At 67.9% G+C, this 20390-nt stretch carries 19 protein-coding genes and 1 tRNA gene; 10 read left to right on the top strand and 10 right to left on the bottom strand.

All coding sequences use genetic code 11. The features are described 5' to 3' along the window. Positions 1-26: 26 nt before the first annotated feature. Entirely contained in the window at positions 27-1610 is a 1584-nt protein-coding gene (locus C3E99_RS18955) for an ISL3 family transposase (protein WP_104959409.1), read from the bottom strand. A 96-nt stretch (positions 1611-1706) separates the two neighbouring features. Here C3E99_RS18955 and C3E99_RS19925 point away from each other — a divergent pair, with 96 nt between their 5' ends. Next, positions 1707-1931 carry a hypothetical protein gene (locus C3E99_RS19925; protein WP_158682374.1) on the top strand — a complete coding sequence of 75 codons (225 nt, stop codon included), beginning with the start codon at positions 1707-1709 and terminating at the stop codon, positions 1929-1931. 288 nt (positions 1932-2219) lie between these two features. Here the strand turns inward: C3E99_RS19925 and C3E99_RS18960 are convergent. Together C3E99_RS18960 and C3E99_RS18965 are read right to left on the bottom strand one after the other, a co-directional pair. Continuing rightward, positions 2220-2294 (bottom strand) — tRNA-Glu (locus C3E99_RS18960). A gap of 99 nt (positions 2295-2393) precedes the next feature. After that, the gene (locus C3E99_RS18965) at positions 2394-2906 is read right to left on the bottom strand and encodes an Lrp/AsnC family transcriptional regulator (protein ID WP_076077459.1); all 513 of its coding nucleotides are present in this window, start codon (positions 2904-2906) and stop codon (positions 2394-2396) included. Between the two features lie 98 nt (positions 2907-3004). Here C3E99_RS18965 and C3E99_RS18970 point away from each other — a divergent pair, with 98 nt between their 5' ends. Beyond that, on the top strand, positions 3005-3979 hold the full coding sequence (locus tag C3E99_RS18970; RefSeq protein WP_076073506.1) for a DMT family transporter: 975 nt from the start codon (positions 3005-3007) through the stop codon (positions 3977-3979). A gap of 183 nt (positions 3980-4162) precedes the next feature. Then, positions 4163-5866, top strand: a complete 1704-nt coding sequence (locus C3E99_RS18975; protein WP_420894044.1) for a class I adenylate-forming enzyme family protein — start codon at positions 4163-4165, stop codon at positions 5864-5866. A gap of 19 nt (positions 5867-5885) precedes the next feature. On the opposite strand, the gene C3E99_RS18980 is transcribed toward C3E99_RS18975, so the two are convergent. The 4 genes from C3E99_RS18980 to C3E99_RS18995 form a co-directional block, all read right to left on the bottom strand. Then, on the bottom strand, positions 5886-7346 hold the full coding sequence (locus tag C3E99_RS18980; RefSeq protein WP_104960263.1) for a S41 family peptidase: 1461 nt from the start codon (positions 7344-7346) through the stop codon (positions 5886-5888). Positions 7347-7365: 19 nt separating this feature from the next. Continuing rightward, positions 7366-8097 (bottom strand): RlmE family RNA methyltransferase, encoded by a 732-nt coding sequence (locus tag C3E99_RS18985; RefSeq protein ID WP_076073510.1) that lies wholly within the window; start codon positions 8095-8097, stop codon positions 7366-7368. Next, a complete protein-coding gene (locus tag C3E99_RS18990) occupies positions 8094-9188 on the bottom strand; it encodes a Ppx/GppA phosphatase family protein (RefSeq protein WP_076073512.1) in 1095 nt (364 codons plus the stop codon). Before C3E99_RS18990 ends, C3E99_RS18985 begins: the two co-directional genes overlap by 4 nt. A gap of 202 nt (positions 9189-9390) precedes the next feature. Continuing rightward, complete coding sequence (locus C3E99_RS18995; RefSeq protein WP_104960264.1) at positions 9391-9780, bottom strand: glycine zipper 2TM domain-containing protein; 390 nt, start codon at positions 9778-9780, stop codon at positions 9391-9393. Positions 9781-9942: 162 nt separating this feature from the next. On the opposite strand from C3E99_RS18995, the gene C3E99_RS19000 reads away from it, so the two are divergent. Next, positions 9943-10941 (top strand): esterase-like activity of phytase family protein, encoded by a 999-nt coding sequence (locus tag C3E99_RS19000; RefSeq protein WP_076073514.1) that lies wholly within the window; start codon positions 9943-9945, stop codon positions 10939-10941. A 36-nt stretch (positions 10942-10977) separates the two neighbouring features. Here C3E99_RS19000 and rpmB read toward each other — a convergent pair whose 3' ends face one another. After that, positions 10978-11271 carry a 50S ribosomal protein L28 gene (rpmB, locus tag C3E99_RS19005; RefSeq protein ID WP_076073516.1) on the bottom strand — a complete coding sequence of 98 codons (294 nt, stop codon included), beginning with the start codon at positions 11269-11271 and terminating at the stop codon, positions 10978-10980. A gap of 130 nt (positions 11272-11401) precedes the next feature. Between rpmB and tadA the strand changes: the two genes are divergently transcribed. Further along, the gene (gene tadA / locus C3E99_RS19010; protein ID WP_076073518.1) at positions 11402-11857 is read left to right on the top strand and encodes a tRNA adenosine(34) deaminase TadA; all 456 of its coding nucleotides are present in this window, start codon (positions 11402-11404) and stop codon (positions 11855-11857) included. Positions 11858-11878: 21 nt separating this feature from the next. On the opposite strand, the gene C3E99_RS19015 is transcribed toward tadA, so the two are convergent. Further along, on the bottom strand, positions 11879-12583 hold the full coding sequence (locus tag C3E99_RS19015; RefSeq protein WP_076073520.1) for an NAD-dependent deacylase: 705 nt from the start codon (positions 12581-12583) through the stop codon (positions 11879-11881). A gap of 110 nt (positions 12584-12693) precedes the next feature. On the opposite strand from C3E99_RS19015, the gene dapB reads away from it, so the two are divergent. The 5 genes from dapB to C3E99_RS19040 all read left to right on the top strand — a co-directional run bounded on the left by dapB (position 12694) and on the right by C3E99_RS19040 (position 18745). Further along, positions 12694-13422 (top strand): 4-hydroxy-tetrahydrodipicolinate reductase, encoded by a 729-nt coding sequence (gene dapB, locus C3E99_RS19020; protein WP_076073522.1) that lies wholly within the window; start codon positions 12694-12696, stop codon positions 13420-13422. Between the two features lie 6 nt (positions 13423-13428). Further along, positions 13429-14085 (top strand): endonuclease III, encoded by a 657-nt coding sequence (gene nth, locus C3E99_RS19025; protein WP_076073524.1) that lies wholly within the window; start codon positions 13429-13431, stop codon positions 14083-14085. A 125-nt stretch (positions 14086-14210) separates the two neighbouring features. Beyond that, positions 14211-15581 carry a M20/M25/M40 family metallo-hydrolase gene (locus C3E99_RS19030; RefSeq protein WP_076073526.1) on the top strand — a complete coding sequence of 457 codons (1371 nt, stop codon included), beginning with the start codon at positions 14211-14213 and terminating at the stop codon, positions 15579-15581. A 342-nt stretch (positions 15582-15923) separates the two neighbouring features. Next, positions 15924-17144 carry an FAD-dependent oxidoreductase gene (locus tag C3E99_RS19035; protein ID WP_076073528.1) on the top strand — a complete coding sequence of 407 codons (1221 nt, stop codon included), beginning with the start codon at positions 15924-15926 and terminating at the stop codon, positions 17142-17144. After that, on the top strand, positions 17141-18745 hold the full coding sequence (locus tag C3E99_RS19040) for a phytoene desaturase family protein (RefSeq protein ID WP_076073530.1): 1605 nt from the start codon (positions 17141-17143) through the stop codon (positions 18743-18745). The genes C3E99_RS19035 and C3E99_RS19040 overlap by 4 nt, the downstream gene beginning before the upstream one ends. A gap of 10 nt (positions 18746-18755) precedes the next feature. Here C3E99_RS19040 and C3E99_RS19045 read toward each other — a convergent pair whose 3' ends face one another. Next, a complete protein-coding gene (locus C3E99_RS19045; protein WP_104960265.1) occupies positions 18756-20345 on the bottom strand; it encodes a DsbA family protein in 1590 nt (529 codons plus the stop codon). Positions 20346-20390: the final 45 nt, after the last annotated feature.

Below are 20390 nucleotides of genomic sequence, written 5' to 3' on the forward strand. Positions count from 1 at the left end.
GATCGGCGTGCAAAAAGGGCTCTGACTCACTTTTGGTGCAATAAAGAGGGATGATCGAGAGGTGGCATCAGCCTCGCCCGCAGCAAATCGAGCTTGGCGCGCCCATACATCTGGCGTTTGACGAGCTTCAACTTCGTGATCTGCCCTTCCGTTTGCCCGTTGGACCAGGGCTCTACGATAGCGGCCTTCACCGCATTCCAGTCGTCGCTCAAGCCATTGGCAAACGAACGAAGCGGCGTTTTCCGGGCTTCGTCGATCCATGTGGCGAGCTCGAAGTCTTTCTGTTGCCTGATGATCCGGTGGAATCGGTCGGCAAGATTTCGAACGACGACGAGCGCCGGGACGGCGGCTTCAATCGTCGCGATAAGCGTGGCTTCTGATTGCGAGAGTTGATCGCGTGCCATCGTCATAAGCCGGGCAATCACACGGGCTGATGGAATGACGCGCGACACGTTGTTCGGAGCTGCCTCGTTGCGCCTCCGCCGCGTCGCCCATTCTGCAACGACACGCAGGCTTCCGTTAAAGCCGATGATTTTGAGCCGCCGCCAGAGTTCGGCACCATTTTGGCAACCGGAACGCCATTCGGCATCGAGCGTCCCGAGCCACGGGTCGAGAGAGCTAAGCCGGGTGCGGAACATATCGGATCGTCCGCCACGAGCGACCTGGCGTACGGTCTTGCGGGCATAGCCGGTCGCGCGAACGACCGCCTTGATGGACGCCCCTTTTCCAAGCAGCACACGGATCGCATCATCGGCATCCTGACGCCGCTTGAAGCCTTCGTATTGAAGCCGCTCAGCGCAGGTGAGGAGTTCTGGATCGGGTTCGGCGGATTGAAGTGCCTGGCGAATGGCGCGCATAGATTTACGGACAGCGTCGAGGAACGCCTGGCTGGCATTCTCCATCAAATGCCAGCGATCGGCAATCTGCAGGGCGTCAGGCAAGGCGCGCGCGGCCGCATGCCGGTACCCGCCACCGCGATCACGCGAGATAATGCAGATCTCCGGCCGGGCCTTGAGCCACGCTTCTACGGTGGCGACGCCACGATCGGGGAGGAGGTCGATAATCTGTCGGCGCTCCAGATCACAGACGATCGTGCCATATCGCTGTCCGCGCTTCCACGCCCAGTCGTCGATGCCGATGATCGTAGGCTTAACCTGAGCGCCCTTGAAGCGCCGACGCACAGTTCGAAGCAATGTGTCCTTGCTGACCGGCATCAGAAGGCGGCGCGCCAAGCTGGCCGCCGGACGCCCACCCAGCGCCAGCCCAAGGTGATGTACGATAGAATCCAGGCGGGTCGTACGCCGGGCAAATGTTGCAGTCACATCCGGAGGAAAGCGTTCAACGAAGATACGCGTGGTGCAGCGGGATGTGGCGCAACGAAAACGCCGGGCGACAAGAGTAATCCGAACCGGCCGGCCATGAGATGGTAGATCGGCGAGTGTACGGTGATATCGACTGTGGACACGCGCAGATGGGCGGCAGCAGTTCGGGCAGATCGAAACTCGAAATCGGGATCGCCCGGTGATCAGTATCTGATCGGCGGCATACTCGACCTTGTCGATCACCAATCCTATTGGCGCAATGGCTTCGCGAAAACCGCTCCCATGCATGGCGATATCCTCCTTCGGGGAAACTCGCCATTATCAACGCACTTGCACCAAAAGTGAGTCAGAGCCCCTTTTGAACGCCGTTTGACACATTCTGCCGTGCTTAACTATCTGCCCAATCAGGAGAGTCGCGACAGCTTCGCCGATCAGGCGATGACGTTGGCAGATTACTGGATCTCGAACGAATCTCCGATGGTCCTTCCCCAGATTGCCACACAAACTCCCGATGGTGTCGCGGGATCGTTCCTACTTTCGCTGAATGCTGAGCCCATCGCTTGGACAAATCCGCATGGGTCATCCATTCGATGGATCGCGGAAAGCTGATCATTGAAAAGCGATTGCGGCCGCTTTCTACACTCTGGGTTCAAAGTCATCCGATCGCTTCACACCCCAAGTTAGCCATTCCCGGCATCCCTGCACGACGAGCAGGTGCTTTCCACACGAACCGAAGCGCCCCGTCGTTCGAAAAAATTTTCGGAATGGACCTGATTCTGTCCTGTTGCGTTCCGAGATATGCCAACACGCCCCACGGATAATGTGGGAACACTTGTGGTATCAGTTTTAGGGGAATTTGAAATTCTCGCGCAAAATCAACGCGATAAACCGCTTGACTGGTGACCCCTACGGGAATCGAACCCGTGTTTCAGCCGTGAGAGGGCCGCGTCCTGACCGCTAGACGAAGGGGCCATGGCATGGCCGGGCGGGTCTCTACCCTGCTTCCGCGGCGCAGGCAAGAGCCGGTCGCTTTTCCGCCCGCTGACGCAGACAGCCTTGCCGTTGCGGCGATCAGCGGCGCGGGGCGGGCGAGGTCGTCGCGGGGATTTCGATTTCCATTCCGGCCTTGACCCGGTGGAGTGCGATCAGGCTGCGGAAGCTCTTCACCGATTCGTTCTGCGCGAACAGCCGGCGTGTCGAGGCTTCGTAGGCGGCCATGTCGGGCACGACGATCACCAGCACAAGGCTGATCCCGCCGGTCACATAATAGCATTGCTGCACTTCGGGCGCGGCGCGGAACAGCGCCTTGGCCCTGTCGACGGTCGGCAGCTTCTCGTCGGTCAGATGCACTTCGACGATCGCGGTGATCGCCATGCGGACCGCGGCGGGGTCGACGATCGCCACGTTCCGATCGATGATGCCCGCATCCTCCATCGCGGCGATGCGGCGCTGCACTGCCGCCGCCGACAGGCCGACCGCTTCGGCGATCAATCGCTGCGGCTTCTTCGCGTCGCGCTGTACGATGCGCAGGATGGCACGATCGAAATTGTCGAGTTCGCTGCGTCTGGTGGAGCGGGCCGGCATCATGAAGCGAGTTTTTGTTGCATTTCGCCCTCGAATCAAGGGCGCAATTCCCGCTTTGACGGTGATATTTCCCAGCAATCGTCACCAAGGACAGCGTCATGATCCCAGATACCGCCGGACCGCATGCGTCGCGCCGCACAATGCTGGGGATCGCGTGCGGAATGGGGGCGGGGGCGCTGTGGGGGCTGGTGTTCCTCGCGCCGGCGCTTGCGCATGATTTCAGCCCGATCCAGCTCACGATCGGTCGCTATGTCTTCTACGGCCTTTTTTCCGCGGCGATCATGGCGCCGCGCTGGCGCCGCACCGTCGCGCAGGCGACGCGCAGCGACTGGCTGGCGCTCGGCTGGCTGGGGCTTTGCGGCAACATCCTCTATTATATCCTGCTGTCCGGCGCGGTGCAGCTCGGCGGGATCGCGATGACGTCGCTCGTCATCGGCTTCCTTCCGGTTGCAGTCACCCTGGTCGGAAGCTGCGATCATGGCGCGGTTCCACTCGTCCGGCTGTGGCCGTCGCTGCTGCTGTCGGTCGCTGGCGTGCTGTGCATCGGCTGGCAGGCGGTCGCCGCGCCTGCGACGGGTTCGACCGGCCGACAGCTCCTCGGGCTCGCGTGCGCCGGCGGCGCGCTGCTCAGCTGGGTCGTGTTCGCGGTGGGGAACAGCCGCGCGCTGAACCGCCTGGACCATATCGGCGCGCACGACTGGAACCTGCTGATGGGGATCGTCACCGGTTCGCTGTCGCTGCTGCTGATCCCCTGGTCGCTGGCGTTCGACGGCGAACCGCATGCGATGCTCGACTGGGCGCGGCTCGCTGGCGTGTCGATGGGCGTCGCGCTGCTCGCGTCGATCCTCGGCAATCTGCTGTGGAACCGGATGAGCCGGCTGCTGCCGCTGACCCTCGTCGGGCAGATGATCCTCTTCGAGACGCTGTTCGCTCTCCTATACGGTTTCCTGTGGGAAGCACGCCTGCCCACCGGGCTTGAAGCGGCCGCTTTCGTGCTGGTCGTCGCCAGCGTGCTGTCGTGCATCGCCGCGCACAGGGAGCCGGCGGCGCCCGAAGCGATCCAGCCGGCCTGACCGGAGCGGGCGGGCGGGGGCTGCTCGTGCGCGCCGAGCCGCACCCTTGTCGAACGGGCCGGGCGATCCTAACCTTGCCGCCGAGCCGCCGATTCAACGGCGCGCAGGATGATGGAGAGATGTCTCGTGGCGAATGATCCGACCGGCGAACCCGTGGTGCCCCTCGACCCCAGCTGGCCGAAGATGTCGCTGGCCGATGCGACCGCGGCGCTGACCGCGCCGGGCGCTCCGTTCGAGATGGAGGTGGTGCCGATCCGCGGCATTGCGACGCGGGTGTGGAAGAATGCGCCGCACGATCTGGGCGAACTGCTCGACCTGTCGCGCGTGCACGGGGAGCGGCCGTTCACGATCCTCGACGACGAGCGGATCAGCTATGCGGCGAACTGGCGCGCGACCGCGGCCTTCGCGCGGGCGCTGCAGGCGATGGGCGTCGGCCCGGGCGACCGGGTCGCCTTCGCGATGCGCAACCTGCCCGAATGGCCGATGGTCTTTTTCGCCATCACCACGATCGGCGCGATCGCGGTGCCGCTCAACGCCTGGTGGACCGGCGCCGAACTGGCCTATGGCATTCGCGATTCGGGATCGAAGATCGTGATCGTCGATGGCGAGCGCTACGAGCGGCTGCGCGAGCATCGCGCGATGCTGCCCGACGTCGAACAGTGGATCGTCGCGCGCGGCGCGGGGCCGATCGCCGATACGACGGCGCTGGAGGAGATCGTCGGCGCTCCGGCAAGCTGGGCCGCTCTGCCCGGCGACGATCGCCCGCGCGTCGCGATCGACAGCGACGATGCGGCGGCGATCTTCTATACCAGCGGCACGACGGGGCAGCCCAAGGGAGCGCTCGGCACGCATCGCAACATGATGACCAACATCCTCTCGGGCGCTTTTTCGGGAGCGCGCAGCTTCCTGCGCCGCGGCGAGACGTTGCCGGAGCCCCAGCCGCGCACGATCTTGACGGTGATCCCGATGTTCCACGTTACCGCCTGTTCGGCCATGCTGATGGGCGCGATGGCGGCGGGTAACACGACCATCTTCATGCGCAAATGGGACGCGGTGCGCGCGATGGAGATCATCGAGCGCGAGCAGGTCAACGTCACCGGCGGTGTCCCGACGATCGCCTGGCAGCTCATCGAGCATCCCGACCGCGCGAATTACGATCTCTCGTCGCTCGAGGCGATCGCCTATGGCGGCGCGCCGTCGGCGCCCGAACTGGTGCGGCGCATCTATGAGGAGTTCGGCGCGCTGCCCGGCAACGGCTGGGGAATGACCGAGACGATGGCGACGGTGACCTCGCACGGGGCGGAGGATTATCTGAACCGCCCGGCGAGCGCGGGGCCGCCGGTCGCGGTCGCCGACCTCGAAATCCGCGCCGAAGACGGCGTTACGGTGCTGCCGGTCGGCACGGTCGGCGAGCTGTGGGCGCGCGGGCCGATGATCGTGATGGGGTATTGGAACAAGCCAGAGGCAACCGCCGAGACCTTCGTCGACGGCTGGGTGCGCACCGGCGACCTCGCGCGGCTCGACGAGGAGGGCTTCGTCTATATCGTCGACCGCGCGAAGGACATGGTGCTGCGCGGCGGCGAGAATATCTATTCGTCGGAGGTCGAGAATGTGCTGTACGACCATCCGGCGGTGACCGACTGTGCGGTAATCGGCATTCCGCACCGTACGCTGGGCGAGGAGCCCGCGGCGATCGTGCATCTCGCGCCCGGCACGACGGCGACCGAGGTCGAACTGCAGGATTGGGTGCGTGCCCGGCTCGCGGCGTTCAAGGTGCCGGTCGCGATCCGCTTCGCCGCCGACACGCTGCCGCGCAACGCCAACGGCAAGATATTGAAGAAGGATCTGAAAGCGCTGTTCGCCGACCGCGAGAGCGCCGCCGCCTGAGCGGCGTCAGTTCGGCACTTCAGAACAATCCGGGCAGTTCGCGCTGTGCCGTGGTCGGCCGGGCTGGGGCGAGCATCTCGGTCGGTTCGCGCACCGCGGCGATGCTGCGCGTCGTCGATGCGCTGAGCCCGGTGATCGGCGCGCCGCAGCTTCGCCCGGCTAGGAAATCGATCGCTGCGCGAACCGACGCCTCGCGCGGGTCGCCGAGCGGCAGGTCGAGATCGTCCGCGGCCGCGCAGCTGTTCGCGATCCGGGGCGCCAGCCCGCCGAAATAATCGCCGGCCCCCGCCGCATTACCGGTCGCGAAGGCGATCACGCGCAAGCGGTCGTCGCACTCGGGGCGGTCGAGCGCGATCTGCCCGACCGGCTTGCCATAGGTGTTGCCGCCGACCAGCGTCATGTTGGTGCCGAGCCACGGCAGCATGCCGTTGATGACGAGTTCGCTCGCCGAGGCGGTCGACCCGGTGCCGATGAAGGCGATGCGCGTCGGCGCGATTGCCTGGGCCTGTGCGGTGAAGAAATGCCGTTCGTCCTTCGATGCCTTTTCCGGGCGGAACCGTGTCTGCGAAAAAATCTCGCTCGCGTTGCGGTCGCGGCCCAGCAGGTCGCCGAACAGTTCGGCGGTCGAAACCAGCCCGCCGCCGTTGTAGCGCAGGTCGACGACGATGTCGGTCACGCCCCGGTCGCGGAAGGTCTGGAACGCGTCGCGAAGCTGCTGGTCGGCCGAGCGGATGAAGGTGCGCAGATTGACGTAGCCATAGCTACGCCCGCCCTCGCTGATGACCTTGGCGCCATAGCGGTCGGACACCGGGTCGATGTCATATTCGGCCTTGGTCACGCGCACGTCGCGCGTGTCGGAGGCGTCGGTGACGCGCAGCACGCGCGTCACGCCGGCTTCGTCGGGACCGAGCGCGGCGATGATCGCGTCGGTGCCGCCCGCGGCGGCGAGCGACGACAGCGTGCGCATCGAATCGGCGCTGGTGCCGATCGCCGATATGCGCGCGCCCCGGTCGATTCCCGCCGCCAGCGCCGGCGCACCCTCATAGGCTTCGGCGATGACGATGCGCTGCGCATAGGGATCGTAGGCGAGCCGCAATCCGAATCCCGCACTCGCGCCGCGTGCGTAGAAGGCCGTCTCCTCGGCGATCGAGGTAATGTAGGTGAAATAGCGATCCTTGCCGAGCGCGCGCGCCGGCGCGGTGAGTGCGTCGATATAGGATTGGACGTCGGCGTACCGCGCCGGATCGGCGTTACGCGCCATGTCGCCGGGGAACAGATACCATTCGTCGAGCACGGCCTTTGCGAACCCCTGGCGCGCCGAAAGGGTGCAACTCGCGGTCGGCGCCGGGGTGGGCGATGGTGTCGGCGTCACCGTGACCGGCGGTGCGCCGGTTCCGCCGCCGCCACCTCCGCCGCCGCACGCGGCCAGCATCAGCGCCGCCAGCACGACCGAAGCCCCCGATGCCCCTGTCCGCTTCATGCCGTCCCCCCGCCTTCGTTCAAGGCATCTCGTCTTCGCTTGCCCCGGCGCCTTCCCGGCCCTTGAAGCCCTGTGCGACGACATAGAGTTCGGGCGATCCCTTGCGGCTGGCCGGCGGCTTGGCGTGCTTCACCGTGGCGAAATTCCGCTTGAGGATGGTCAGCAGCTCGCGGTCGGCGCCGCCCGCGAAAACTTTCGCGACAAAGGCGCCGCCGGGCTGCAGCGTCTGCACCGCGAAATCGGCGGCGGTTTCGGCGAGCGCGATGGTGCGCAGATGGTCGGTCTGGGGATGGCCGACGGTGTTCGCCGCCATATCGGAGATGACGAGATCGGGGGCGCTGCCCAGCGCCTCGATCAGTGCGTCGGGGGCGGTGTCGTCCATGAAATCCATCTCGAGGATCGCGACCCCTTCGATGGGCTCGCAGGCGAGCAGGTCGATCCCGACAACGCGCGCGCGCGGGTTGGTCTTGCGCACGACCTGCGACCAGCCACCCGGCGTGATGCCGAGGTCGACGACCGCGCGCGCCTTTTTCAGGAAGCCGAATTTCTCGTCGAGCTCGATCAGCTTGTAAGCGGCGCGCGAGCGATAGCCCTCCGCCTGCGCGCGGCGGACATAGGGATCGTTGAGTTGGCGCTGCAGCCAGCGCGTCGACGATGCGGTGCGCCGCCGCGCGGTCTTCACCCGCTCGTGCAGGCCGCCGCGTCCGCTGCCGCCCCCGGCGCCCCCGCCTTTGCGATGCGGGCCGCTCACCGGCGATGCTCGCGGCGCGTCACCGGTACGTCGCGGCCCTGCACCGCCAGCGTGCGCAATATCCCCTCGCGGATACCGCGGTCGGCGACGCCGACGCGCGCGGCGGGCCACAGGTCGATGATGCTTTCGAGGATCGCGCAGCCCGCCACGACCAGGTCGGCGCGCTCGCGCCCGATGCAGGCGATCTCCGCGCGGTCGGCGAGGCTTGCCTCGGCGAGGCGGTGGCTGATGTCGCGCATCGATCTGGTGGGAACGATCAGCCCGTCGACCGCACGCCGGTCGTAGCGCGGCAGGTCGAGGAAGACGCTGGCGAGCGTCGTCACGGTGCCGCTGGTACCGAGCAGGCGCAGCGGCTGGCCCGCGAATCGCTGCGCGCGATCGGCGAAGGCGGCGAAGGCGGCGCGCGTTACCTCGCGCATCTGCGCATAGCTTGCGCGCCGCGCCGGCAGGTCGTCGGTCGTCGTCGCGGCATGCTCGGTCAGCGACACGACGCCCCACGGCACGCTCACCCAGTCGTGGATCGCGACGTCGTGACCGTTCACCTCGACCTGCATCAACTCGGTCGATCCGCCGCCGATGTCGAAGATCAGCGCCGGCCCGTCGCCGGGCTCCATCAGATTGTGGCAGCCGAGCACCGCGAGCCGCGCCTCTTCGGCGGCCGAGATCACGTCGAGCACGATGCCCGTCTCGCGCCGCACCCGGTCGACCAGTTCGTCGCAATTGGATGCGCGGCGGCAGGCTTCGGTCGCGACGGCGCGCGACAGCGCGACATGGCGGCGGCGCAGCTTGTCGGCGCAGACGGCGAGCGCGGCGACCGCGCGGTCGATTGCCGCCGCGCCGATTCGGCCGCTGCCGTGCAGACCCTCGCCCAGCCGCACGATCCGTGAAAAGGCATCGATGACGACGAGTTCGCCGTCCTGCGGCCGCGCGATCAGCAGGCGGCAGTTGTTGGTGCCGAGGTCGATGGCGCCATAGCTTTTCGGTCGCGTGAATGCGAAGGGGCGAGGTAGGGAACCGCCCTTTCGTCTGTCCGTCGCCACCGCTGCTCCGGGCCGCGGCGGCTGCCCTGTTGGCGCTGCCATTTGCCGCATGGCTATGATTACCTGTCTCAATTCACGCGCCCGCAGGACCGCGGACGTGCACTTGGCATCGAGACTAGGCGCGCCCTGCGGCGATGGCAAGCCGCATCGCCTCGCTTCCCCATCCCCATTCGGCGCAAGCAAAACCCCGCCCGGCGCAAACCGGACGGGGCAGGAGGGAAGAGCATTTTCGTTGGGGGTCGGGTCTGCCTTCTTAACGGCAGCCGTCATTCCCCTTGTCGATCGCGCGGCCCGCGATGGCGCCGACGGCGCCGCCGATGATCGCGCCGACGGTGCGGTCGCCGCGGCCGGCGATCTCGTGGCCGGCGAGCCCGCCGGCGATGGCGCCGATCACCGTGCCGCCGGTGCCGTTGTCGCACTGGCGATAATTGCGACGGTCATAGCGCTGGTTGTAATAGCGCCGGTCGTTCCGATAATCGCGGCGGTCCGAGCGATCGTAGCGCCGGTTGTCGCGATGGCCCGCATAATAGGTCGAATAGCCGTCGCGGTCGTAATAGCCGTTCTGCGCCGCGGCCGGAGTCGCCAGGCCCAGGGTCGCAGTGGACATCAGGGCGGCGAGGGAGAGCGTCATCATCTTTTTCATCTCTTGTCTCCTTCTTTCGTCTTGGGCCCTTGCCGGGCGGTGGGTCGATGATGCGGTTTTGCCCGATTCGGTTTGAGCGAAGCCTGAACATGGCTGTCGGCTGGCGTTCAGCTTCGATGCGCGGCTTTCCTTTCCCGCGTCGCGGCCCTACGCCCGGCGGCGATGCGCCGCCGCCTGCTCTTCGCCCTGCTGATCTTCCTTGCCGTCGGCCCCGTTCTGGGGACGGCCTTTCGCTTTCCGGTCGATAACTTCACCCAAAGCATCGTCGCGCGCCCGCTCGACGGCGCGCCGGGTCGGACCGGGGCGCTCCGCTTCGTGCGCGGCTGGCATCTGGTCAGCCCGAACAGCCGCTTCGGCGGCTTCTCCGCGCTCGCCCGGGTGGGGCCGGGCCGCTTCCAGCTCGTCAGCGACGCCGGCGGCTGGACACGCCTGACGCTGCACCCCGACGGCCGCGTGACCAATGTGCGCATCGGTCTGTTGCCGACGCTGGAGGGCGGATCGGGGCGCAAGTCGCTGGTCGATGCCGAGGCGATGGCGATCGATCCGGCAAGCGGCGCGAGTTGGATCGCATTCGAGGGCGTCAACGAGATCCGGCGATACGATCCGGCGCTGTCGCGGATCGAATCGCGCCGGACGCTGCCGCAGCCCGCCTGGCCGGGCAATGGCGGGCCGGAAGCGATGGCACGGCTGGCCGACGGGCGCACTATCGTCTTTTCGGAAGATGCCGACGATGATCCGCGCGGCCGCGAGGCGCTGCTCTACGCCACCGATCCGGCGGCGCCGGGCCCGCCGCCGCTGCGTTTCTTCTACGATGCACAGGCCAAGGGATCGGTCAGCGACGCGGCGCCGCTTCCCGACGGGCGCGTCCTGCTCGTCCATCGCAGGCTCGGCCTGTTGCCGGTCTTCACGACGATCCTCGCCGTGGTCGATCCCGCCGACATCGGCTCCGATACGGTCGTCCGGTCGCGCACCATCGGCCGCGTTCCGCGCGCGATCGCCGACAATTTCGAAGGCGCGGCGGTTTCGGTCGAGCGCGGGCGCACCTATGTCTGGCTGGTGTCCGACGACAATTTCACCAGCTGGCAGCGCAGCTTGTTGCTGCAATTCGAACTCGTCGGGCTGCCGCCGCGCACTGCGGACAGCAAAAAGGCGGCGCCGTAACCGGGCCGCCTGATTGCGTCGGCGATGGAAAGGCGGTCAGGCGGCCGTTTCGGCCAGCTTCTTCGCCACTTCCTTCTTCACCTTGCGGGCGTTGGCCGAAAGCAGGTCGTCGCCGGTCTTCATCAGCCAGTTGTCGAGGCCGCCGTTGTGCTCGACCGAACGCAGGCCGTGCGTCGAGACGCGCAGCTTGACGCCGCGACCCAGCGCTTCCGACAACAGCGTCACATTCTGCAGATTGGGCAGGAAGGTGCGCTTGGTCTTGTTGTTGGCGTGGCTGACATTGTGGCCCACCTGGCGGCCCTTGCCGGTCAGTTCGCAAATGCGCGACATCGTCTTCGTCCTCACAAAATCTGGGCGGCGCGCCGGTTGGCGCGACAAGCGCCAAGGAAACCGGATCGGCCGGGAAAGGCGCGCGCTTATCCGCTTGCCGGAGATTCGTCAAGCGATTAGCGGGAAAGTTATGGCCTGTTTCCCACTTCCCGACCCGATGCGCCGCGCGCTCGATCTGGCGCGAATCGCCGCCGAATGGGGCGAGGTGCCGGTCGGCGCCGTCATCGTCAAGGACGGCGCGATCATTGCCGAAGGGCACAACCGTCCGCGCGAATCGCACGATCCCACCGCGCACGCCGAAATCGTCGCGATTCGCGCCGCGGCGACCAAGCTCGGCAACGAGCGGCTCGACGGCTGCGACCTCTATGTGACGCTGGAGCCCTGCGCGATGTGTGCGGGCGCGATCGCCCATGCACGGATCGCGCGGCTCTATTACGGCGCCGACGATGCGAAGGGCGGCGCGGTCGCGCATGGCGCGCTCGTCTTTTCGCAGCCGACGGTCCATCACCGCCCCGAAATCTACGACGGCATCGGCGCGGGCGAGGCGGCGGTGCTGCTCCGCGATTTCTTCGCCGCGCGCCGTTGAAAAGCGCGCGGAGGCTCGAGCTCAGACCTCCAGCATCCGGTCGACCCATGTCGGCACCAGCCGCGTTGCCGGACCGTGCCGCGCCTCGGCGAACCAATGGCTGCCCTCGCTCGGCTCCATGTTGAGTTCGAGCGTGCGTGCGCCCGACTGGCGCGCTTCGCGGACGAAACCCGCGGCGGGATAGACCGCGCCCGAGGTGCCGATCGACACGAACAGGTCGGCCCGGTTCAGCGCGCGATAGATGTCGTCCATCCGATAGGGCATCTCGCCGAACCATACGACGTCGGGGCGCAGATGGCCGGCCACGCCGCATGCGGGGCAGGGGGGGCGGTCGATCAGCGGCCCGGTCCAGCGGCTGCGCGTGTCGCATGCGGTGCACCAGGCGTTCAGATGCTCGCCGTGCATGTGGACCAGCCGCCGGGCGCCGGCGCGTTCGTGCAGGTCGTCGACATTCTGGGTGACGATCAGCAGGTCGCCGGGCCAGTAGGCGTCGAGCCGCGCCAGCGCCTCGTGCGCCGCGTTCGGGACCTTGGTCTGGATCGCCTCGCGCCGCGCGTCGTAGAAGCGGTGGACGAGGTCGGGATCGCGCGCGAAAGCCTCGGGCGTCGCGACGTCCTCGACCCGATGCTGCTCCCACAACCCGCCCGCGTCGCGGAAGGTGTCGATGCCGCTTTCGGCCGAAACCCCGGCGCCGGTCAGGATCACGATATTCTGGATGGGAGTCATGTTATCCTTGCTTCGTCCCCCCGAACGTGATTCGGGGTCCATTCTCGCTACGCGGGTGCGAATGGATGCTGAACCGGATTTCAGCATGACGGGGACGGGAAAGGCAAGGCATGACCAGCATCGGGATCGTCGGCAGCCAGGGGCGGATGGGCGTCGCGCTCGCCGCCGCAGCAGCGGAAGCGGGGCATGGACATTGCGGCATCGACAAGGGCGGCAATATCGCGAAACTGGCGGCAAGCGCCGACGTGCTCGTCGATTTCTCCTCGCCCGCCGCGCTCGAGGCGACGCTCGACGCCTGCGTGGCGGCGAAGAAGCCGATCGTCATCGGCACGACGGGGCTCGAGGAGCGGCATCATTATCTGATCGACGAAGCGGCGCGCGACATCGCGGTGCTCCAGACCGGCAATACGTCGCTCGGCGTCACCCTGCTCGCGCATCTGGTGCGCGAGGCAGCGGCGCGACTCGACCCCGAATGGGATATCGAAATCCTCGAAATGCATCATCGGAACAAGGTCGACGCGCCGAGCGGCACCGCGCTGCTGCTCGGGCAGGCGGCGGCCGAGGGGCGCCGCATCGATCTCGTCCGCTGCTCGGAGTGCGGCCGCGACGGTGTCACCGGCGCGCGCGGGCACGGCAAGATCGGTTTCGCCAGCCTGCGCGGCGGTACCGTCGCCGGCGACCATGACGTCATCTTCGCGGGTCCCGAGGAGATGATCACCCTGTCGCACCGCGCCGAGAATCGCATGATCTTCGCGCGCGGCGCGGTGAAGGCGGCGCTGTGGCTGATCCACCAGAAGTCCGGGCGCTACACGATGCCGCAGGTGATCGGGCTGTTCTGACCCGCGATGACGAAAGCCGACATCTTCGAATTTTTCCGCCGCCTGGCCGAGCTCAATCCCGATCCGCAGACCGAGCTGGCGTTCGGCAACACCTATCAGCTGCTCGTCGCCGTCGTGCTCTCGGCGCAGGCGACCGACGTCGGGGTGAACAAGGCGACGCGGGGGCTGTTCGAGACGGTGAAGACGCCGCAGCAGATGCTCGACCTCGGCGAAGACGGGCTGAAGCGGCACATCCGTACGATCGGGCTGTTCAATGCCAAGGCGAAGAATGTCATCGCGCTGTCCGAAATCCTCGTCCGCGACCATGGCGGCGAGGTGCCCGCCGACCGCGATGCGCTGGTCGCGCTTCCGGGAGTCGGGCGCAAGACCGCCAATGTCGTGATGAACTGCGCGTTCGGTGCGGAAACCTTCGCGGTCGACACGCACATCTTCCGCGTCGGCAACCGCACCGGGCTCGCGCCGGGCAAGACGGTGCTCGTGGTCGAAAAGCAGCTCGAACGCAAGGTGCCGGCGCCGTTCCGCGTCGGCGCGCACCACTGGCTGATCCTGCACGGCCGCTATATCTGCAAGGCGCGGACGCCCGAATGCTGGCGCTGCCCGGTCGCCGACCTGTGCCGCTACAAGCCCAAGACGCCGGCGCCGAACGCGAAGAAAGCAGCCTGACCCGAAGATTCTGCTCGCCATGAACTTGTCGAAGGCCCGTTCTTCCGCCAGCATGGCAGCCGGGACAGGGCTTCCATAGGCTCGGTCCGAACGGATCAGAATAACTCGCTAAAGGGGTCGATCACATGCGTTTTGCTTCCATCTTTCTGGCCTCCGCCGCCCTGCTGGCCGCGGCGCCCGTCCACGCCAAGCCCGCCGATCCCACGGCGGCGAAGGCGATCCTGACGGACAGCATCGCGATTCCGACCGTCGCCGGACGCGGCAAGGTCCCCGAACTGGCGGCCTATTATGCCGGGGTGCTCAAGGCGGCGGGCTTTGCCGACGGCGATATCGTCATCACTCCGATGGGCGAGACCGCTACCTTCGCCGCGACGCTGAAGGGCACGACCGACGCGAAACCCATCCTGCTGCTGGGCCATATGGACGTCGTCGAGGCCGATCCCAAGGACTGGGTACGCGACCCCTTCGTGCCGGTGGAGGAAGGCGGCTATATCTTCGGGCGCGGATCGGAGGACAATAAGTTCGACGTTGCGATGATGGTCGCGACGCTCGCGCAGCTCAAGAAGGACGGGTTCCGGCCGAAGCGCTCGATCATCCTGCTGCTGTCAGGCGACGAGGAAACCGCGATGGACACGACACGCGCGCTCGCCGCGGCCTACAAGGGGGCGGAATTCGCGCTCAACGGCGACGGCGGCGGCGGGCTGATCGGAGAGGATGGCAAGGCCCGATATTACGGTCTGCAGGCGGGCGAGAAGACCTATGCCGACTATGTGCTCGAAGTGACCAATCCCGGCGGGCACAGCTCGCGCCCCGGCGCGGTCAACGCGATCGTCCAGCTGTCCGAAGCGCTGGCGAAGATCGGCGCCTATCGCTTCGCGCCGCAGCAGAACGAACTGACGAAAGCGGGGATGCAGATCGTCGCCGACCAGGTCGGCGGCGCCATCGGCGCGGCGCTCAAGGCCTTCGCCGCCAACCCCGCGGATGCCGGGGCGGTCGCGGCGATCCGCGCCGACCCCGAATATGTCGGCCAGATCGGCACGACCTGCGTGCCGACCCTGATCAAGGGTGGCCATGCCGAGAATGCGCTGCCGCAAAGGGCGACGGCGAACGTCAATTGCCGCATCTTTCCGGGCGTGAGTATCGAGGCGGTGCGTGCCGAACTGGAAAAGGTCGTCGCCGATCCCGCGATCAAGGTGAACACCGACCCCGATGCCACCGCGAGCGACGCCTCGCCGCTGCGCCCCGATGTCGTGGCGGCGGTGACGAAAGCGGTGCACGCGCGCTACCCCGGGCTGCCGATCATCCCGTCGATGAGCGCGGGCGCGACCGACAGCCTGCATTTTCGCGCGCAAGGCGTTCCCAGCTATGGCGTCGCGGGGCTGTTCAGCAAGGCGAGCGACAGCTTCGCGCACGGCCTCGACGAGCGCGCGCCGGTCGATGCGATCCCCGGCGCGCTGGCGCATTGGGACAGCCTGCTGCGCGACCTGTCGAAATAGAGCGTGATCACCTTGGATTGAAAATGTCGGATACTTCCGTACTGGCGGGAGCCCGGAGTGGGAAGAGCCGAGGTCGGCACCGGCCCGCTCCGGGTTCCGGCCTAGGGGCCGATCGGCAACTATCCCTTTCCGGCAAGGGCCGTTCCCCGGCGAAAGCCGGGGTCCGGATGGCGTAGTCTGCCCCGCGCGGACCCCGGCTTTCGCCGGGGAACGGGACCTTACCTGCCTGAGGAGCATATATGCAGGGGTCTCTTCGCTCGCCGTCGGGCGGGCGAAGAGCGGGTGGCAAATCTCCGTCGTCGGGTCCAATATGGGGGAAGGGGGGCAGCGGCTGGAGCGAAGATGGGCGAGAGGCTTTCCACCGTGATCGTCGGCGGCGGTCCGGCCGGCATGGTCGCCGGGCTGCTGCTCGCGCGCGCCGGCGTTCGCGTGACGGTGCTCGAAAAGCATCGGGATTTTCTGCGCGACTTCCGCGGCGACACGGTGCATCCGTCGACGCTCGACCTGTTCCGCCAGATCGGGCTGCTCGACGAGTTGCTTGCCCTGCCGCATGCGCGGTTCGACACCGCGACGCTCGACCTGCTCGGCCGCCGCTATACGATCGCGACCCTCCGGCATTTGCCGGTCGCGGCGCCCTATATCGCGATGATGCCGCAATGGGACCTGCTCGATTTCATCGCGCGGCAGGCGCGGCGCTATCCGACCTTCGACCTGCGGATGACAACCGAAGCGGTCGCGCCGGTACTCGACGCCGCGGGCCGCGTCGCAGGCGTGTCGCTGGCGAGCGGCGAGGCGCTGCCTGCGCGGCTCGTCATCGCCGCCGACGGCCGTCGCTCGGTGCTGCGCGAGGCAGCCGGCCTGCCGCGCGAGGACCTCGGCGCGCCGATGGACGTGCTCTGGTTCCGCGTCCCGATGCCCGAAGGCGGCGCGCCCGCCGACGTCCCGCTCGGCTCGATCGGCCGGCGCGGCATGGTCGTCGCCATCCCGCGGACCGGCTATTGGCAATGCGCTCGGATCATCGAGAAGGACGGCTTTCCGGCAATCGCGGCGCGGGGGATCGACGCCTTCCGCGCCGACGTCGTCGCGCTCGCGCCGGGACTGGCCGCCGGAATCGACGCCATCGCCGGCTTCGACGACGTCAAACTGCTGTCGGTCGCGCTCGACCGCCTCACCCTCTGGTCGCGGCCGGGGCTGCTCGCGATCGGCGACGCCGCGCATGCGATGTCGCCGGTCGGCGGCGTCGGCATCAATCTCGCGGTACAGGATGCGGTCGCTGCGGCAAATGTCCTGGCCGCCCCGCTGGCACGCGGCGACGACCCCGACCTGCTGCTGCCGCGCGTGCAGGCGCGGCGCTGGACGCCGACCGTGCGGATGCAGGCGATCCAGCGTATCGCGCACGACCGCGTGATCCTGCCGGTGCTGCGCGGCGAGGTCGACCATGTGCCCTTCGCCGTGAAGCTGCTCGACCGCGTCCCGCTGCTTCGCCGCATCCCCGGCCGCATCCTCGGTCTCGGCTTCGGGCGCGAGCATGTCGAATCGCCGCTGGCCGGGGCCGGGCGATGACCTCATCCTACGACGCGCTGATCATCGGCGCCGGGCACAACGGCCTCGTCTGCGCCTTCTATCTTGCGCGCGCGGGGTTGAAGGTGCGGATCGTCGAGGCGCGCGACGTCGTCGGCGGCGCCGCGGTGACGGAGGAATTCGCGCCGGGCTTCCGCAACTCGGTCGCGAGCTATACGGTCAGCCTGCTTCAGCCGAAGGTGATCGCCGACATGGCGTTGGCCGAGCACGGCTATCGCGTGATCGAGCGCCCGATCAGCAATTTCCTGCCGCAGCCGGGCGGCGGCTATCTGAAGCTCGGCGGCGGGATCGCGCGCACGCAGGCCGAATTCCGCAAGTTCAGTTCGCGCGATGCCGAGGCTCTGCCTGCCTATTATGCCGCGCTCGAACGGGTCGCCGACCTGCTCCGCGACCTTGCGCTGCGCGTGCCGCCCAATGTCGGCGAAGGGATGCGGACGTGGCTCGACGGCGTGCGGCAGGGGCAGCGCTTCGCGCGCCTCGACCTCGAAACGCAGCGCGACGTGCTCGACCTGTTCGCGCGGTCGGCGCGCACCGTCCTCGACGGCTGGTTCGAGAGCGAGGCGGTGAAGGCGGCCTTCGGCTTCGACGCGGTGGTCGGCAACTATGCCTCGCCCGACACGCTCGGCAGCGCCTATGTCCTGCTCCACCATGTCTTCGGCGAGGTGAACGGGCGGAGGGGGGCATGGGGCCACAGCGTCGGCGGCATGGGCGCGATCACGCAGATCATGGCGCAGGTCTGCCGCGCCGCGGGGGTCGAGATCAGCCTCGAAAGCCCGGTCGCGCGGGTGCTCGTCGACGGGGAGCGGGCGGTCGGGGTGCGGCTGTTGGGGGGTGAGGAGATTGCCGCCGACCGCGTCGTCGCCAATGTCGGGCCGAAGCTGCTCTACGATCGCCTGATCGACGCCGCCGACCTTCCCGCCGATTTCCGGCGGCGGATCAGGGCGTTCAAGGTAGGAAGCGGCACCTTCCGGATGAACGTCGCACTGACCGGACTGCCGAAATTCACCTGTCTTCCCGAACCCGGCGAGCATCACCAGTCGGGAATCATTCTGGCACCGACGCTCGATTACATGGACCGTGCCTTCCTCGATGCGAAGCGCTACGGCTGGTCGAAGGCGCCGATCGTCGAGATGCTGATTCCGTCGACCGTCGACGACAGTCTCGCGCCCCCAGGCTACCATGTCGCGAGCCTGTTCTGCCAGCAATTCGCGCCCGAACTGCCCGATGGACGCGACTGGGATACGGAAGAAGGCGCGGCGGCCGACGCGATCCTCGACACGGTCGAGGCACACGCCCCCGGCTTTCGCGCCAGCATCGTCGCCCAGACACGGCTCAGCCCCAAAGGGCTCGAACGCCGGTTCGGCCTGGTCGGCGGCGACATCATGCACGGCGCGATGAGCCTCGACCAGCTATGGGCGGCGCGGCCGGTGCTCGGTCACGGCGGCTATCGCGGGCCGGTGAAGGGACTCTATATGTGCGGCGCGGGCACCCACCCCGGCGGCGGCGTCACCGGCGCGCCGGGGCATAATGCCGCGCACGTCATCCTGCGCGACCGCAGTCTGTTCGCGCCGCGCTGGCGCTGAGCGGGCGCGTTCAGCCCTTCGCCCGCGCCTTGGCGATCGCCTGCTTGAGCGCGGCAAAGCCGACCTGCCCCTGGAACAGCTGATCGCCGACGACCCAGGTCGGGGTGGCGTTGAGCTGGAGTTGGCTGGCGATGGCGAGGTTGCTGTCGAGTTCGCGCTGAAACAATGCCTCGTTCGCGGTCGCGTCGGCGCTGCCGTCGGTGACCACCCCAGCCCTGGACGCCGCCTCGGCGATCGCCGCAGGGGATAGCGAGGAGGCGGCGAACATCGCGTGGTGGAAGGCATCGTAGCGCCCCTGCCGCGCCGCGGCGAGCGCCATCAGCGCGGCGTCGCGGCTCTGCGGCGCGATGATCGGCAATTCGCGGAACACGACCTTCAGCCTCTTGTCCTCGCGGATCAGCCGGTCGACGTCGGGCACGCTCGCGCGGCAGAAGCCGCAGGCATAGTCGGTGAAGACGACCAGCGTGACGTCGCCGTCGGCATGTCCCGCCCAGGCGCCGGCATAGGGTTTTTCGAGCGCGGGGCGGATTGCGTCGATCGCCTTCGCGATCTCCTTGTCGCGCTGCGCCTCCAGCGCCTGCGGGATGAGGTGGGGGTTGGATTGGATGTAATTTGCGACGATCGTCTCAACCTCGCCCTTGCTGAGGCCGCCGCCGAAGCGCCCGCCGAGCCAGAAAGCTGCGGCGAGCAGCACGATCGCGGCGATGCCGCCCGCCAGCCATGCCCGTGTCGATCCGCCGTCCATTCCCGCTCCCCCGATATGCGGCATCGGCCCGGCCGCTAGCGCGCGCGCAGCCGATGGCGGCGGGGGTGGCGGCGAACGGTCGTCCACCTCGGCGACCGCGCCGGATTTCGTCTTCTTCGGCGCCGGCGCGACCGCGGGCTCGCCGGCGAACAGCGGCAGGTCGGGCGCCGCCGGCTTCGCCTCGGCGGCCTCGCGTGCGAGGAGCTGTTCGAGCCCCGAAGGCGGCGGAGCGGGCTCCTCTGGCGGGGCGGGGCGCAATTTGGTCGCGGCCTCGCCGATCCCTTCCTTGCCCGCCTTCGCAACCGATTCGAGTCCGGCGCGCGTCCGGTCCGCGACCTCGCCGAGCCCGTGTCCGGCCTTGCTCGACAGCTTCGCGACCCGGTCGCCGAGCGCGAGGCCGGCCCAGGCCGCGCCGCCCGCCTTCGCGGCGGCGCGTCCGGCGCCCGCGGCCCCGCGGCCCACGGCGCGCGCCGCGCGGGCCGAGAGGGCGCCGCCCTGCCGCGCGAGCGCGCGGCTGCGGCGCGGAATCTCCATCGCCTCGACCTTCGCGGGAATATCGGCGCGCGCGCCGACCGCGATCGTCCAGTCGGCAAAGGCCTCGGCGCCCGTGCGCAGCCGTTGCCACGCGCCCTGCGCGCCCGCGCGTATCCGGTCGGGCTTCACCAGCGGCGCACGCGGCCGCTCCTCCGCCGCGGGATAGCGCGACAGGTCGATGCCGACCGGCGGCGACTCCCTCGGCTTGGCGAGCCCTCCGTCGTCGAGTCCCCCGCCGGCGCGCGGTGCGCCTTGCGGGCCCGGCGCCGGCCCCGGATCACGAAGCCAGGGCTGGTAATAATCTTCCTTGTTGTCCGTCACTTGCTGCCCTTGTGCATCACAGGATCGCGATGCCGTCCCGTCGTT

The organism is Sphingopyxis sp. MG, from assembly GCF_002953155.1.
GTDB lineage: Bacteria > Pseudomonadota > Alphaproteobacteria > Sphingomonadales > Sphingomonadaceae > Sphingopyxis > Sphingopyxis granuli.

Bases quoted from the DNA above. Each gene is read 5' to 3' on its own strand.
- C3E99_RS19030 (WP_076073526.1), top strand. From the start codon at position 14,211: ATGCGTTTTGCTTCCATCTTTCTGGCCTCCGCCGCCCTGCTGGCCGCG.
- nth (WP_076073524.1), top strand. From the start codon at position 13,429: ATGACGAAAGCCGACATCTTCGAATTTTTCCGCCGCCTGGCCGAGCTC.
- C3E99_RS18995 (WP_104960264.1), bottom strand. From the start codon at position 9,780: ATGAAAAAGATGATGACGCTCTCCCTCGCCGCCCTGATGTCCACTGCG.
- dapB (WP_076073522.1), top strand. From the start codon at position 12,694: ATGACCAGCATCGGGATCGTCGGCAGCCAGGGGCGGATGGGCGTCGCG.
- C3E99_RS18965 (WP_076077459.1), bottom strand. From the start codon at position 2,906: ATGCCGGCCCGCTCCACCAGACGCAGCGAACTCGACAATTTCGATCGT.
- C3E99_RS19015 (WP_076073520.1), bottom strand. From the start codon at position 12,583: ATGACTCCCATCCAGAATATCGTGATCCTGACCGGCGCCGGGGTTTCG.
- C3E99_RS18970 (WP_076073506.1), top strand. From the start codon at position 3,005: ATGATCCCAGATACCGCCGGACCGCATGCGTCGCGCCGCACAATGCTG.
- C3E99_RS19000 (WP_076073514.1), top strand. From the start codon at position 9,943: ATGCGCCGCCGCCTGCTCTTCGCCCTGCTGATCTTCCTTGCCGTCGGC.
- rpmB (WP_076073516.1), bottom strand. From the start codon at position 11,271: ATGTCGCGCATTTGCGAACTGACCGGCAAGGGCCGCCAGGTGGGCCAC.
- C3E99_RS18975 (WP_420894044.1), top strand. From the start codon at position 4,163: ATGTCGCTGGCCGATGCGACCGCGGCGCTGACCGCGCCGGGCGCTCCG.
- C3E99_RS18980 (WP_104960263.1), bottom strand. From the start codon at position 7,346: ATGAAGCGGACAGGGGCATCGGGGGCTTCGGTCGTGCTGGCGGCGCTG.
- C3E99_RS18990 (WP_076073512.1), bottom strand. From the start codon at position 9,188: ATGCGGCAAATGGCAGCGCCAACAGGGCAGCCGCCGCGGCCCGGAGCA.
- C3E99_RS18955 (WP_104959409.1), bottom strand. From the start codon at position 1,610: ATGCATGGGAGCGGTTTTCGCGAAGCCATTGCGCCAATAGGATTGGTG.
- tadA (WP_076073518.1), top strand. From the start codon at position 11,402: ATGGCCTGTTTCCCACTTCCCGACCCGATGCGCCGCGCGCTCGATCTG.
- C3E99_RS19035 (WP_076073528.1), top strand. From the start codon at position 15,924: ATGGGCGAGAGGCTTTCCACCGTGATCGTCGGCGGCGGTCCGGCCGGC.
- C3E99_RS19040 (WP_076073530.1), top strand. From the start codon at position 17,141: ATGACCTCATCCTACGACGCGCTGATCATCGGCGCCGGGCACAACGGC.